The sequence below is a fragment of the Qipengyuania seohaensis genome (assembly GCF_002795865.1).
In the GTDB taxonomy this organism is placed as follows: Bacteria; Pseudomonadota; Alphaproteobacteria; order Sphingomonadales; family Sphingomonadaceae; genus Qipengyuania; species Qipengyuania seohaensis.
Genome location: NZ_CP024920.1, coordinates 314,583 through 329,390, shown reverse-complemented (window position 1 = coordinate 329,390; position 14,808 = coordinate 314,583). Strand labels below are relative to the sequence as shown.

Sequence of the window (14,808 nt, the reverse complement as noted above, 5' to 3'; positions counted from 1 at the left end):
ATCCGTTTCGCCAGATCAGCATCTAGCCGCTTTGCCGCATCGAATAGGTAACAACGCCCCTTTCGAACAGATCGACTTCGATCTGCTGGTCGCTGGGAGGATATGCGCGTTGGTCGCAGCCTGTTCGCGGGCAGATCCTGCAGGATGCCCCAATCTCGGTGGCTACTCCAGCTGAGATCAGGTCGATATTGTCGGCGTATATGAACTCACTGGCATGCTCGACCTCGCAACCGAGCGCGACAGCATAACGGCGCGGATTCCGATCAAATCCTCCGGACGCCTTATTCAGCCCCTTTGCCATGGAAACATAACGGACACCATCGGGCGTCTCGGCCAGCTGGACCTGCACTCGATCGGGAATGGCCACGGCTTCATGGACGATCCATAGCGGGCAGGCACCGCCAAATCGCGCAAACTGCAGTCTGGTGGCGCTCTGACGCTTGGTGATGTTACCCGCCATATCAACGCGGCAGAAGAATACAGGCACGCCTCGGGAGCCCTCGCGCTGCAATGTCGAAAGGCGATGACAAACCTGCTCGAAACTCGCCCGATAGAGCAGCGTCAATCTGTCCACGTCGTGGCGTTCGGCGCGGGCTGCCTGCCTGAAATGCTCGTATGGCAACACCCAGCCGTGGCGTGTCCATGTCCTGACCGGGAAGACGAAAGCTGATCTTACGAAGGCGGTATCCGCACGCGCCGCCGAGTCTCCCATGGGCGAGGAGTCCGACGTGCCGATCTATCCCAAGTGAACCCTGGCGCACCCGGCGGTTCGAATGCGGAGAGCGCATGTACGAAGCGCTCGGAATATCGCGTGAAGACAAGCACGCGAGGATGATGCAGAGTGCGAAGAACCTGTCGTTCTTCGACGCCCCTGTGGGACTGATCGTGACTCTGGATCGCAGCCTGGGGAAGTTGCAAATCCTTGATTGCGGCATTTTCGTGCAGACCCTTATGCTGCTGGCACAGGAGCGCGGGCTGGCCACATGTCCCCAGGCGGCCTGGTCGATGTGGTCGGGCACGATCCGCAAGGTGCTCGATCTACCCGAAACGGAGATGGTGCTGATGGGCATGGCTCTCGGCTACCCCGATACCTCCGAGGTCGCGGCCGATATTCCCATGCCGCGTATTGCACCGGAAGAATTTGCGACCTTCCACGGCTTCGAGAACTGACGTGGGCTTTCACGATATCGAAACAGCGCGCGATGGCCGGATCTTCACTGTCACGATAAATCGGCCGGAGAAGCACAACGCGGTGTCACCGCGAACCAACGCGGAGATGGCCGAAGCGTTCGACGAGTTCGCAAATGACGATAGTTTGTGGGTCGCGATCCTCACCGGGGCGGGCGACAAGGCCTTCTGTTCGGAAGGCGATATCGGGGTAATGGTCGATTCCGAGACCGAAGCCGACTACCCGGTCCCTGCATCGGGCTACGGCGGCCTGACCAACCGTCATGACTGTTTCATACCGATCATCGCTGCTGTGAACGGTTTTGCCTTCGGAGGCGGCTTCGAAATGGTTCTGGCTGCTGACCTCGCAATCGCAGCCGAGGGCACGAAGTTCGGACTTCCGGAACCCAAGATCGGGACCGCGGCAGTCGCGGGCGGTATGCATCGCCTGGTAAGGCAATTGGGTTGGAAGCCGGCCATGAAATCCTGCTTACCTGCGACCCGATCGACGCTGAGAAGGCGCTGTCTCTTGGTCTCCTCAACAGCATCGTTCCCGATCGGAAGTGCTCACCGAAGCGCGCAGGCTTGCCGACAAGATAGTGGCGTGCGCACCTCTCGCGATCCAGGGGAGGAAGCAGTCGGCAATGCTTGGGCTTCAGCATCGCGGCATCGCGGCTGCGATGCAGGCTCAGACCGATGGCGAGTACGATATCCTCGAAGCCATGTTCAGAAGGAGTGATATCAAGGAGGGTCTGCGGGCATTCCTCGAGAAACGAAATCCAAACTTCGAAGGACGCTAAGCAGGCTGCTCCTCCATTTCGCTTCGATCTACCGGCCGTAAAGGAAAGGGTTATCTAATCTGTAGCGTTCGCTCAGCAAGTCCCGAACGACATCTTCCAGATCCTTCCGATTTCCGCTCGCCATCAGCGACATCGCGGACCTGCCTCGAAATAGCGGAGCTCGATTTGGCGCCCGCACCCAACATTTCGATTGATCATGGTTGAGCAGGATCACCAGCGAGGCGTATATTGAGAGGACACAGCAGATGCCTTCCAGCACGTCTTCAGGTAGCGAAACGTCATCGTCGGCTCGAGCACGTTCCATCCAATCCTGCAGGACATTTTCGTCGTCGACTCCAAGAAGCAAGCATTGCTCCGGAACGGTCATGTCCCAATCCGCTGCGATATTGCCGAAAGCATGAAGGCAAGCGCTATCTCGGTTCGAACATTCCGACCGAACGGTGCGCTTGCCCATCAGATGTGAACCCCGGCCTCAATCGCTCCGATCATATCGATCACGTACGCAAGGCCTTCGTCCGATTGCTCGGCACGTTCGAGAGGTGTTTGGCCCTCCAGCCACGGATGGATCTTGTGCATGAAGAGGATGGTGCTCAAAAGGTCGTCGGCGCATACGCGCGCCATATTGTGCGCAGGAGCGGGACACTTCGCTGCCGCACATATCACCCTAACGCCAGTGTGCACTGTTGGACGCACTTCTGATGCTGCCAGTGAAATCGCCCTCAAATGGAATGATGTTACTGATCGTCAGGGGGAAATCGTACCAGACTACGGTTTCCAACAAGGGGAGCGCGAGGTTGCCAGTACAGGCAGTGAGGTCGGTGAATTCACGGTAGCTCATTAGGTGTGAGGGCTACGGAACAGTATACCTCACACCCGCTTTCCGATCCGGCCCTCTCTCCTAGTTATGGGTATCTATCAGATTTCCCGCCGACCTGGTTCATCACTAGTAATTAGGACCTGGCGCGAAGCGGTACAGCCAACTTTGGTCAGGATTTGGTTAAGCAGAGATTCTACGCTCTTTCTTATGCATTCTGGGCCTACATGCCTAAAATTCGTAAGACCGAAGAGGCCAACTCGATGATGGCTGTATTTTTGGCCAGTTAGCTGACGAGATCGGCGCGCCCAAGATAGGCTTACGGGGAGCGTTGTTCGCCCATCATCATCGACGAATGACGTAAAGCTGGCAGACCAATCCCAAAACCTGCCGTTCCGCAAACGGCCCAATCCTTGCCGTTGCAGGGGAGGGTGCGAGCATTCACCGGCTGCACCGAAGAACGGTTCGGCGCTCCAGATTAACGATTCAACGAAAATGCCAGAGGATGGGGGTACCAATGGGGGTATTTCTTAGGCGTTCGCCAGAATTAATAAATAGAAACAAGCGGATAAGTGTTCACTATATGTTCCTCCTCCGCTACCAGATTAGTGAGCGCATGGGTTAACATGTGCCCCGGTGCTCGGCATGAAGCACTTATCCCGAAAAGTTGCTGGCTCGAAAGCCCATTTGGTAGTGTCAGCGCGTGGGCTTGAAGTCTAAAAGATCGGCCGGTTGCGTTTTTCACGAAAACGTTGCTTTCTCGTTTCGTGCGAGAACTTCCCAAAATGGAAAAAAACAGGCAATATTGCGAGGTTAGTCTCGACCGTTCCAGAACCCAGTCGCTGCAAAAAACACGCTCTCGACTGCATCATTCATTTTCGGTTTCTACTAAGATCACGGTGAAACCTCATTTCGTGCCTTAGCGCTGTTTGCATACGCTAAAAGCGCGCTTGCATTAACCATTTCCGGACCCGCAACACTATCAGCTATCCGCAGAAATCAGCGATTTCCGGCAATTCGCTTACACCTTGGTAACCTTTACCGCCTAATCGCGGTAAGTATGAACACGCATACAATCATTAGGAATCTCGCTACCGGTTCAGCGGTCGCGCTTTGTGCATTGGCTTCCCCAGCTCTCGCCGCGGGGGTCGATGCCGGTACGCTGATCGAGAACACGGCTACCGCGACATTCGACGCAGGCGACGGGCCCCAAACCATCGAGTCGAACACGGTGGTCGTGCGCGTCGACGAACTGCTCGACGTCACCGTCACCTCGCTGGATGCAGGTGCGGTCGGCGCGACGCCCGGCGAGGTTGTGCTCACGTTCGAGGTGACCAACACCGGTAATGGGCCCGAAGCGTTCACGCTAACCCCGAACACCGCCGTTGCCGGAAACGACTTCGAGGTGCTCGTCGAAAGCATCGCCGTGGATACCAATGGAAACGGAGTCTACGATCCGGGTGTCGACGAAATTCTGACAGCGCCTCAAACTGTTGACGCGCTTGCCGCTGACGAGGCCGTCACGGTATTCGTGATCGTCACGGTACCGGACAGCGTTACGGACGGCCAGCAGACCAATGTGGAGCTGGCTGCAGAAGCCGTAACTGGCACTGGCGCGCCGGGCGACACCTTCGCAGGCCAGGGTGTCGATGGCGGCGACGCCATAGTCGGTACGACCGGGGCAACTGCAAAAGCCACAGGAACTATCCAGGTAGGCCTGACTGCCGTCGACCTGACGAAATCCGCTACCATCGTCGATCCTTTCGGCGGGGAGAGCGCGGTTCCCGGATCCATCGTGACCTTCACGATTGTTGCCGAGGTTTCCGGTAGCGGCTCGGTCAACGATCTGGTTGTCGCGGACATCATCCCGGCCGGCACCACCTATGTCACGGGAACGCTTGCCCTTGATGGCACCCCGCTCACCGATGCCGCGGGCGACGATGCGGGGGAGGCTTCGGACACCGATGGAATTTCAGTCGATCTCGGATCGGTCACTGCCCCTGCCACGCAGTCCATCTCTTTCAATGTTTCCATAGATTAATTCTAGGATTGGAATATAAGAACATGAATACGCTAATAAAAATGGTCGCAAGCGTATCCATTCTTGCTTTTGCTCCTACCCAGGTGTTGGCGCAAGAAGATACGCTTACGGAAGCGCCTTCTCCGACGGGCTCGGTCAAGCTCTCCGGCGATGTGATGGCCGTGAAGGTCATCGCCGACGACACCGGGGCGGAACGCACAGAGCTCGTCAAGCCGGACCTCATCGTGCCTGGCGACAGGCTCGTCTTCGGTACGGATTACGCGAACGAGGGCTCCGAAGCGGTGTCCGACTTCGTCGTAACCAATCCGCTTCCCTCGGCAGTCCGCCTTGCTTCGGATGCCGACGCAGGACTGACGGTTTCCGTGGACGATGGCACTAGTTGGGGCACGCTCTCCAGTCTGAGCGTCACCGAGGACGACGGCTCTGTCCGTTCCGCTACCCACGCCGATGTAACGCATGTCCGCTGGACAATCGCGTCGATCGCGCCGGGCGCCAGCGGTCGGCTCGAATATCCCGCCATCATCCGCTGAGAAGCGAAGGATAGCCGCCAAGTCTCGCGGGCGGTGTGATTAGCGCGGGACAAACGCAGAGGAACCTTCAATGAAACCAACATCCCAGTTGCTGGGTGCGGTGAGCTCGGCTGCGCTCATCGCACTTTCCAGCGCTCCGGCAATGGCCCAAGGGACCACCGCCGGAAGTTCGATCACCAACAATGTGACGGTCGATTACCGGGTCGGCGGGGTCGACCAAGTGGCCGTGACCGATAGCGATACGTTCACAGTCGACCGCAAGATCGACGTGAACGTCAATTTCACCGGCGCGACGCCCGTTTCCGTGTCGCCTGGCGAAGAAAACGTCGCTCTGGCATTCGACGTCACCAATCTGTCGAACGCCACCGTCGACCTCGATCTGACGGCTGTCCTGACTGCAGGCACCGGCGCCAACATCGAGAACTTCGAAATCTACCTCGATGACAACGGCAACGGTGTACTCGATGCCGATGAACTTGCCGCAGGTCCGATCAATTACCTCGACGAAGTTCTCGCAGACGATGGAACCGGGGACGAAACGATCGCAGTTCTGGTCGTCGCCGATATCACGCTTGATGCCGTCAATACCGACACATTCGACGTCGCCCTTGTGGCGGATGCGCATGAAAGCGGGACTATTGGTAGCCTGGGTGCGAATATCGACGCGACCGCCGGCGCGAATACCGCGGGCATCGACACCGTACTGGCCGACGGTAACGGTGGTACCGGCGAGGAAATCGACAATGACGGCGCGTTTTCCGACGAAGGCACCTTTGCGGTGTCCGGTGCGAATGTCACTGTCGTCAAGTCGAGCAGCATCATCAGCGACCCGGTAAACGGTACGACCAATCCGAAAGCCATCCCGGGCGCGACAATCCAGTACTGCATCGCCGTCTCCAACGCGACGGGCAGCGCCACCGCGACCAATATCGCCGTGACCGACGATCTGCCCTTCGATGTGACCTACCTGTCGGCCTTCGGCATCTTCGTCGACGGGACGGCAACGGTCGACAGCTCGGGCGCAGAACCGGTAGCGACCTGCAACGCCGATGGATCGGCGGGTGGGACCTACGGCGCGGGGACCGGCGATGCTGGTGAAAACCAGGTGCTCGGCAATCTGAGCGACATCGCAGCAGGCGCGACGCGTTCGCTCTACTTCCGCGTGACAATCAACTAACCACGCCGGAAGCAAACCTTTGCGTTTCACCCCCTCCTTTGGGCAGATGGCAGCAGTACTCCTCGCGGTACTGCTGCCTTTGGTCCTGCTCGCGGAGGGGGTATTCGCACAGGTCGTGGCAGAACCTGCCCGGACCATTTCCAACACCGCAACCGCAAGCTGGCAATTCGCTGGCCGGGAACGGGAAACGACGTCCAACACCGTGACGTTCGACGTTGCTGCACCGGCTCCCGAGATCCGGACTTTCCGTCCCGTTCCAGGGGGAAGCTTCGATCTCGATTTCCAGGTGCCTGTCTGCGCCGCTTCGAGCGAACAGAGGCCGTTTTCCGGGAATTCGGTTACGAGCGGCGGAAGGGATAACAGAGACCAATTGGAGGCCGACGAAACGAGTATCATACGCGTCGGCCAGCCGCTGCTATTCGATGTCGTCGCGCGATCGGCGAACCGCGATCCTGCAGCGATCGATATCCTCGATGTCGTCATAACCTCGTCCAGCGGCGATCGCGAAGAGCTGACCATTTACGAGACGGGGCCGGATACCGGTGTATTTGTCGGGCGGATCGGCACGGTTCGTATTGCACCCGCACCAACTCGCGACGATTGCCGCCTCAGCCTTGCGGACGGCAGCACCATCGAAATCACCGCTTTCACGCCCGGCGGTGACGCAACGCTCGCCAGCACCACCGTTGACGTGCTGGCCGATCCGTTCGGCGTGGTTTTCGACAGTGAAACAGGCGAGCCCGTCGATGGTGCTCGCGTGACGCTGATCGACGATGTCACCGGACTTCCGGCAACGGTATTTGCCGAAGATGGCGTGACCCCGTGGCCCTCCACGGTCATATCCGGCCAGCCGGTAACCGATGGCGCCGGCAATGTCGTTGAGCTGGGGCCGGGCCAGTACTGGTTCCCGCTGACCTTCCTCGGACGCTATCGCATCGAGATCGTGCCGCCCGAGCCCTATTCCGCTCCTTCGGCTGTATCGCCCGAAGATCTCGCACGCCTTACGCGTCCCGACGGCGGCAACTTCCTTATCAGCGGTTCTTCGTATGGTGCGCCTTTCGCACTCGATACTCCCGTACCGGTACAGGTCGACATCCCTCTCGACAGGCCCAGCCTCGAGATCGGTTTGACCAAGACCGCGTCGCGTCAGCGCGTGGTGCCCGGCGATGTCGTGTTCTACACGGTTACGGCTCGCAATGCCGACCCGAGCCGCGTGAAGCGCGCTGTCGTCCTGACCGACACGCCTTCGCCGGAGCTGAGGCTTCGCCCTGACACGATCCGCATCGACGGCGATGAGGCTGCCGACCGAGCCACCATCGCGCCCGATGGCAGCAAGCTGACGATCGCGTTGGGCGATATTGCCGGTGGTGCAACCCGCCGGGTCACCTATGCCATGACCGTGCGCCCCGATGCAGCACCGGGCCGTGCGCTGAACGATGCGCTCGCGATCGATTCGCTCGGCCGCGCTGCGCGGGCAAGCGCCGCAATCGACATCGAACGCGAAACCATCGCCGACCGCCTGACCATCATCGGGCGCATCACGGCCGGTCCATGTACCCGGCTCGAAGATCTGGACGATCCCCGCCCGGGTATCCCCGGCGTGCGCGTCATGATGGAAGACGGCAGCTATGCGATAACCGATGCCGACGGCCGCTATCATTTCGAAGGTGTCGTGCCGGGCACGCACGTCGTGCAGGTGTCGCAGATGACGCTGCCCAAAGGCGCGGAGCTCGTCGACTGCCATAGTGACACTCGCAATGCCGGGAGCGCGAATTCTCGCTTCGTCATTGGGCAGGGCGGCAGTCTCCAGGTCGCAGATTTCCACGCGATCGTCCCCGAAGGTGCCTTGGAGGACGTCGCCAAATTCGCGGAAACACGACCGGAAGGCGCAGGCGCGCGCGCGAGCGAGGCCATCGCATCCGATACGGTATTGGAAACGGACGCCGACGAACTGGTACAGCAGGGTGTCCTCCTGCCGGTCGCGAATGCAACCAGCGCGCCGAAAAGGCTCGCACCCAACACCGATTGGATCGCCCTGGGTGACGGAGAAGACGGTTTTCTGACGCCGGCTGTCGATGCCAATCCGCGCGCTCCCGCTATTCGCGTTGCCGTGCGACACCGCCGTGGACAGACGATCAATCTCAAGATTGACGGCGAACCGGTAAATCCCCTCGCCTTCGACGGCACGCTTACTCCCGAGAGGGGCGGTTTCGCCGTCAGTACCTGGCGCGGCGTCCCGCTTCTCAATGAGAAATCCGTCCTGACCGCTGAGGTGGTCAATTCGTTCGGCGAGCCGACGAAAGCGTTCACCCGCGAAGTCTTCTTCACCACCACGCCGACCCGGGTCGAGCTGGTTCCCGAGCTTTCCAATCTGGTTGCCGATGGACGCACTCGGCCGGTGGTCGCCATTCGCGTTCTCGACCGCAACGACAAGCCCCTGCGCGAGGGGGTTTCCGGCAATTTCCAGTTGAGCGCTCCGTACGAAAGCGCCGAACAGCTCGATCGCCAGCAGCTCAACCAGCTCACCGGCCTTGCGCCCAGTTCTGCGCGCTGGACCGTCACCGGCACCGACGGCATCGCTCTCATCGAACTCGCTCCGACAATGGTGAGCGGGTCGCTGCAACTCGATTTCGTTTTCGACGACGGCGAGATCGCGCGTCGCCAGGAAGTGGAAGCATGGATCGAACCCGGCGATATCGAATGGACGGTGATCGGCTTGGTAGAAGGTACGGTCGGGGCGCGTTCCGTCGCCGATAACATGGAACGCACCGGTCGCTTCGACAGCGACCTCGGCGACGATGCCCGCGTTGCGCTTTATGCCAAGGGCCGGGTGCTCGGAAAATATCTTGTCACTCTGGCTTACGACAGTGCCAAGCAGCGCGAAGACCAGCGCGTGTTGGGGACTATCGATCCGCAGGCCTATTACACCGTTTTCGCCGACGGTTCGCTCCGCCGGTTCGATGCCGCCAGCCGCGAAAAGCTCTATGTCCGCATCGAGACTTCGACTTTTTACGCGCTCTACGGTGATTTCGAGACCGGTTTCGATCAAACCAGGCTGGCACGCTACAATCGCACCGCCACCGGCGTGAAGGGCGAGGCGCGTTTTGGGCAGGTCAAGGCGCAGGGCTTTGCCGCAGAGATTTCCAGTCGCCTGCAGCGCGAGGAAATTCAAGGGCAGGGCATCTCCGGACCGTACCAGCTCGGTAGCCGCAAGATCCTCGCCAACAGCGAGCGGGTGACCATCGAAACGCGCGACCGTTTCCGTTCCGAGCTGATCGTGTCGTCGCAAACGCTGACGCGCTTTATCGATTACGACATCGACCTGCTGTCCGGGACGATCAGTTTCGCGCGACCCGTTTTGAGCCGCGACGAAAACCTCAATCCGCAATTCATTGTCGTCGAATACGAGACGGATGGCCTGGGCGAGGCGGAACTCAATGCAGGTGTCCGCGCCGATTGGAGCACCGATGACGGCGATGTCCGCTTCGGCGCGACAGTCATCAGCGACAAGGGCGACGGAGCCCGCACCGAGATCGGGGCTGTCGATCTGCGCGCACGGATCGGGAACTCCACCGAAGTTCGCGGCGAGATCGCCGTAAGCCGCAGCGAAGGAAACACCGCCACCGGTTGGCTCGTCGAGGCCCAGCACCAGACCAAGAATATCGATCTGCTCGCTTACGCCCGCCAGCTCGACGCCGACTACGGCATAGGCCAGCAGAACGGGGCCGAGCTTGGCCGCCGCAAGGTCGGCGTGGATGGGCGCGTGCTGCTGGCCGAACACCTCAGCATTCTCGGAAGCGTCTGGCAGGACAACAGCCTCACCGACGACACTCGCCGCCGGGCCGCCCAGACCCAGCTCAATCTGACTCGCCAGAACACGGACTTCCGCCTGGGCCTTTCGCACTTCAACGACCGGCTCGGTGATGGTTCGACCAACAGCTCGACGCTGCTGGAAGGCGGTGTCACCCAGCGGCTGCTGAACAACAAGCTCGAACTGAGCGCCGCCAGCGCAATCGCGCTCGACGATGCGGAAAGCGTCGACTTGCCCGCGCGCCACCGCCTCGGTGTGCGTTATGCGATCACGCCGGATGTCCGCTTGGTGGGGACTTACGAGAATGCCGATGGCGATAACGTCAGCGCCCGCCAGCTGCGCGGCGGCATCGAATTTACGCCGTGGCGGGGTGGCCAGATCGTGACGACGCTGGGCCAGGAAACCATCAACGAGTTCGGCAATCGCACCTTCGCCGCCTACGGGCTTTCCCAAAGTTTGCAGATCAGCAAGGAATTGACGCTCGATGCGACGATCGACGGTAATCGCACTCTCGGCGGTTCGCCCGATACTGCCGATGTCATCAATTCGGCACAACCTGTCGCCAGTGGCGGCCAGCTGACCGGCAACGCCTTGTTCGAAGACTTTACGGCGCTGACAGTGGGTGCTGCCTGGCGCAAGGATCGCTGGAGCGTCACCGCTCGCGGCGAGTACCGGGATGGTGAAGAAGCAGACCGCGCCGGAGCCACTTTCGGGGCAATCCGCCAGTTGGGTGAAGGCAGCATCGTCGGCTCGGGCGCCACGTGGACACGCGCCGAGACCGCAGGCGGCGCCACGACCGAGGTCGTCGACGCGGGCATCGCGTTTGCGCATCGCCCTGCCGCCTCGGAAGTGGCGATGCTGGGCAAGCTCGAATACCGCAGCGACCGGGTAACGGGCGCGATCGCGGGCCAGGCCGGAGCGGCCGGCCGGACAGCGCTTACCGTCGACGGCGATGCCATTTCGCGACGCCTGGTCGCCAGCTGGTCCACCAACTGGTCACCGCGCGGCACCGACCTTGACGAAGGCGGCATGGAGCACGAGACGCGCCGCGACGAATACACCCTGTTTCTCGGCGGCCGATACAATTTCGACCGGTTCGAAGGCGCAGAGTTTTCGGGGACGACCCTGCTTGCAGGAGCTGGTGCGCGTTTCGGCATCACTGATCGTTTCGAAATCGGTGCCACCGCAACAGTCCGGGCAAACCTTGATGATGAAGTTTACAGCTTCTCCTATGGTCCCCAAGTCGGGTTCACCCCGGCGGACGACGTGTTGCTTACGGTTGGCTACAATATCGACGGCTTTCGCGACGCCGATTTCTCCGCCGCGCGCAACTCCGAGCAGGGTCTCTACGCTGCCGTTCGGATAAAATTCGACGCCAACACCCTCAGCGGCCTCGGCCTTGGGAGGGACGCGCGATGAGCACCGGCAAATCCGTCTCGGTAAACACACTGTTTACCATGTCTGCCTATGTCGAAGACATGGTTTGCGCAGCCGCGAAATATTACCGCAAGATCGCCATGGCTTGGCTGGCATTTGTTCTCGCAATTCTCATGCCAGCGGTCGCGAGTGCACAAGATGAGACCGTGGATTGGGCGAATGCAAACGCGGTTTCGCTGACATCCTTTCCAAGCGGCACCACGGTCGCTGGCTCGGACGGCACGACTGCAACGGTAGACTGGGGCGTGACGCTGAACGGAACGGGCTCGTTCACACCTGCGTTTGCGACCGATTTCGTCAGCTATTTCGGGGGACAGATCGGGAATGGCCAATCACCATTGTTCGTCGGCTTCAACAACGCGTCGTACGATCCGGGTGACAAGGTAACCGTCACCATCACGCTCAGCCGCGCGGTCGGCAACCTGCGGTTCTCTTTGGACGATATCGACGCCGGCAATTACGTTGATGCGATCGAAGTCTACTACGACGACGACACTGCGGGCGTGATGTCCAACGCTGCGAGCAACCCCGCTTTCTGGTCCATCGGCAGCTCCGTCGCGCGCACCAATGACGCAACCGTCAATGGCTGGCGCGGCGTCGGAGGATCGGACCAGTTTGCAAGCGACGGCACCATCTCGTTCGCATTCGGCGAGCAGGCGGTGCGCCGAATTCGCGTCGTCTACTACAGTTACACGGGGACGGGTGATCCGGGGAACCAGTATCTCGGCCTCTCCGACCTGACCTACCAGGGACCCGGAGCAGACCTTTCGCTTAGCAAGGCGCTCGTGGGATCGCCTCCTGTCCAGGGCGGGACGGCCACCTGGCGGCTGACGGTTTCGAACAGCGTCACTTCGACCCAAACGCCAACGGGTATCGTCGTGCGCGACACTCTGCCGGCGGGCTTCAGTTTCGTATCCTCGAGCGGAACGGGGAGCTTCAACTCCGCGACAGGCGACTGGTCGGTCGGTTCGCTGGCGCCGGGCAACAGTGTCAGTTTGACGATCACGGGCACTGTCTCATCGGCCCCAGGCTCCACGATAACCAATACAGCGCAGATAACGGCTAGCAGCGCCAACGATCCGGATTCGACTGTGAACAACGGCGTGACCACCGAAGACGACTACGCTTCTTTCAGCTTCGTCGTGCAGAGCGGCAATCCGCCTGGCATCCCACCGACACTCTCGTGTCCTGCGGGAAGTTCGGTTTTCGACTGGGATCGCATAACCACATGGACGCCGGGAAGCGTCGACAATTCCTACGCGTTCTCAGCCTTCGGGAATGTCAGGTTCCAGCTGACCAACAATGGAACCTACATCAATAATGCTGCATTCGGAGGGCAATCTCCTACCGTTGCCAATGTATTTACCGGCGGATTGCAGCCAGCGCAAAACAGCCTCACGGTCTTGGCCGATCAGCCGAACCGCAGTGGTGTCGTGCAGGTGACCATCACGCTACCCCGCGCATTCAGCGGCGTGCAGTTCTCGATTTACGACGTCGATTTCGCATCGGGCCAGTTTACCGATCGTGTTCAGGTCACGGGCAGAAATTCTGGCATTACAGTCGATCCGATCCTTACCAACGGTAACGTCAACACGGTATCCGGCAACACCGCGACCGGAACCGGCGCGTCGAATTCGGATCAGGCGCTCGGCAACGTTGTCGTGACTTTTGATCAGGCGGTGGACACGATCGTCCTGACCTACGGCAATGCAGCCAGCGCCCCGGTCGATCCCGGGCAACAGGGCATTGGTCTGCACGACATTACGGTCTGCAATCCTTCCACGACCCTGTCGGTGACGAAAGTCAGCTCGGTGATTTCAGACCCGATCAACGATGTTTCGAACCCGAAGGCTATCCCCGGCGCGATAATCGAATATCTGATCACGGTGTCGAATACCGGTGGCGTAGCGACCGATGCCAACAGCGTGGTTGTAACCGACGACGGCCCCGCGGATGCAAAAATGTGTCTTGTCTCCAGGACTGGCGGACCGGTGATCTTCGGCGCAGGCAGTTCGAACGTCAGCTATACCTTCAGCAGTCTGGCGTCGGCCACGGATAGCATCGCATTTTCAAACGATAATGCCGCGACATTCGCCTATACCCCGACCGCCGACGCGGACGGATGCGACCAGGCAATTACCGATTTCCGCGTTGTGCCCAGCGGGGCTTTCTCCGGCGGTGGGAGCTTTACAATCAGGGTTCGCTATAAAGTTGATTAGTAAATTGAGCTTAGTGCAAATGCAGCTCTTGGTGGGAGCAGTCTGGGATCCCTCATCAGCAGCCCTTCGAAAAAAGCCATTGGAGAACGGCAAGCGAAAAGCTGCAATCTTCGATGAAACTAACGCTGTGCAGCCCTGATACAAAAAATGGTAAAACTTAGGTCGAGACACGAAAGGGCTCGGCGCTGGGGGTATCCATGGGGCTATTGGTAGGAAGCACCTCGGAACATCCTATAGGTTTCTGAGAGTTACTTGAGATATTCGTGTCCCTCCTCCGCTACCGGGACCTTGTCCTTTTTCGGTTAGCCGGTGTTATCGGCGCGCTGCGGGACGATCTTCGAAAAAATCCATCCTCCGATTCCTCCGGCAATGACCTGTCCCAGAAAGCCTGCTGTCGAGCGCGCGCCGCTGATGGGGATCGTCTGGAACTGCATCCACATGAGGCCCAATGCCGTCGCAATCGCCGCGGCGCCTGCGACCGGATAGGCCACGCGGGCCAGGCCCGGCAGGAAGCGTCTGACCACTGATGCGATGAGGAAGCCCAGCAGGAATGTGATCAATACGATCACGAAATAGAGATACATGTTCGACACGTCGAAAGCCGTCATGTTCAGCCGTTCCGAAAGGCTGATGGGCACATCGTGCGCATTCATCACGAACTGGGAATTGACGATCACGCCCAGCACGTAGGTGCCCAGTGTCGCCGCTATCAGAGCGACAATCCAACGTAGTATCGTCATCAGTGGTCTTCCCATCTGTGTGAAACTCCTGATGCTACGCTACCGGCAGCAAGTCCAGAGGATGAGGTGGAC

10 protein-coding genes and 2 pseudogenes are annotated in these 14,808 nt (G+C 59.9%); 8 read left to right on the top strand and 4 right to left on the bottom strand.

What is annotated here, in order from left to right; genetic code table 11:
• Window positions 1-22: 22 nt before the first annotated feature.
• Window positions 23-625 (bottom strand): annotated as a pseudogene (locus CVE41_RS01605) (helix-turn-helix domain-containing protein); the annotation flags it as partial.
• Window positions 626-786: 161 nt separating this feature from the next.
• Between CVE41_RS01605 and CVE41_RS01600 the strand changes: the two are divergent.
• The 3 genes and pseudogenes from CVE41_RS01600 (at window position 787) to CVE41_RS14925 (ending at window position 1,967) form a co-directional block, all read left to right on the top strand.
• On the top strand, window positions 787-1,170 hold the full coding sequence (locus CVE41_RS01600) for a nitroreductase (RefSeq protein WP_100259100.1): 384 nt from the start codon (window positions 787-789) through the stop codon (window positions 1,168-1,170).
• Between the two features lies 1 nt (window position 1,171).
• Window positions 1,172-1,612 (top strand): annotated as a pseudogene (locus CVE41_RS14995) (enoyl-CoA hydratase-related protein); the annotation flags it as partial.
• Window positions 1,613-1,730: 118 nt separating this feature from the next.
• Window positions 1,731-1,967, top strand: coding sequence for an enoyl-CoA hydratase-related protein (locus tag CVE41_RS14925; protein ID WP_198507691.1), 237 nt, complete (start codon window positions 1,731-1,733; stop codon window positions 1,965-1,967).
• Between the two features lie 28 nt (window positions 1,968-1,995).
• Here the strand turns inward: CVE41_RS14925 and CVE41_RS01590 are convergent, their stop codons facing one another.
• Both CVE41_RS01590 and CVE41_RS01585 read right to left on the bottom strand, forming a co-directional pair.
• A complete protein-coding gene (locus CVE41_RS01590) occupies window positions 1,996-2,421 on the bottom strand; it encodes a DUF2384 domain-containing protein (RefSeq protein WP_100259098.1) in 426 nt (141 codons plus the stop codon).
• The gene (locus CVE41_RS01585) at window positions 2,421-2,588 is read right to left on the bottom strand and encodes an MbcA/ParS/Xre antitoxin family protein (protein ID WP_100259097.1); all 168 of its coding nucleotides are present in this window, start codon (window positions 2,586-2,588) and stop codon (window positions 2,421-2,423) included. The genes CVE41_RS01590 and CVE41_RS01585 overlap by 1 nt, the downstream gene beginning before the upstream one ends.
• Before the next feature lie 1,313 nt (window positions 2,589-3,901).
• Between CVE41_RS01585 and CVE41_RS01580 the strand changes: the two genes are divergently transcribed.
• From CVE41_RS01580 to CVE41_RS01560, 5 genes are all read left to right on the top strand, one after another.
• On the top strand, window positions 3,902-4,822 hold the full coding sequence (locus CVE41_RS01580; RefSeq protein WP_232725744.1) for a hypothetical protein: 921 nt from the start codon (window positions 3,902-3,904) through the stop codon (window positions 4,820-4,822).
• A gap of 83 nt (window positions 4,823-4,905) precedes the next feature.
• Window positions 4,906-5,352 (top strand): hypothetical protein, encoded by a 447-nt coding sequence (locus tag CVE41_RS01575; RefSeq protein ID WP_232725743.1) that lies wholly within the window; start codon window positions 4,906-4,908, stop codon window positions 5,350-5,352.
• Window positions 5,353-5,422: 70 nt separating this feature from the next.
• The gene (locus CVE41_RS01570) at window positions 5,423-6,529 is read left to right on the top strand and encodes a DUF11 domain-containing protein (RefSeq protein WP_100259094.1); all 1,107 of its coding nucleotides are present in this window, start codon (window positions 5,423-5,425) and stop codon (window positions 6,527-6,529) included.
• Window positions 6,530-6,575: 46 nt separating this feature from the next.
• Window positions 6,576-11,759 (top strand): DUF11 domain-containing protein, encoded by a 5,184-nt coding sequence (locus tag CVE41_RS01565; protein ID WP_100259093.1) that lies wholly within the window; start codon window positions 6,576-6,578, stop codon window positions 11,757-11,759.
• On the top strand, window positions 11,756-13,996 hold the full coding sequence (locus CVE41_RS01560) for a DUF11 domain-containing protein (RefSeq protein ID WP_232725742.1): 2,241 nt from the start codon (window positions 11,756-11,758) through the stop codon (window positions 13,994-13,996). Before CVE41_RS01565 ends, CVE41_RS01560 begins: the two co-directional genes overlap by 4 nt.
• 302 nt (window positions 13,997-14,298) lie before the next feature.
• On the opposite strand, the gene CVE41_RS01555 is transcribed toward CVE41_RS01560, so the two are convergent.
• Window positions 14,299-14,736: a hypothetical protein gene (locus CVE41_RS01555; protein WP_100259092.1), complete on the bottom strand. Its 438-nt coding sequence runs from the start codon at window positions 14,734-14,736 to the stop codon at window positions 14,299-14,301.
• Window positions 14,737-14,808 lie beyond the last annotated feature (72 nt).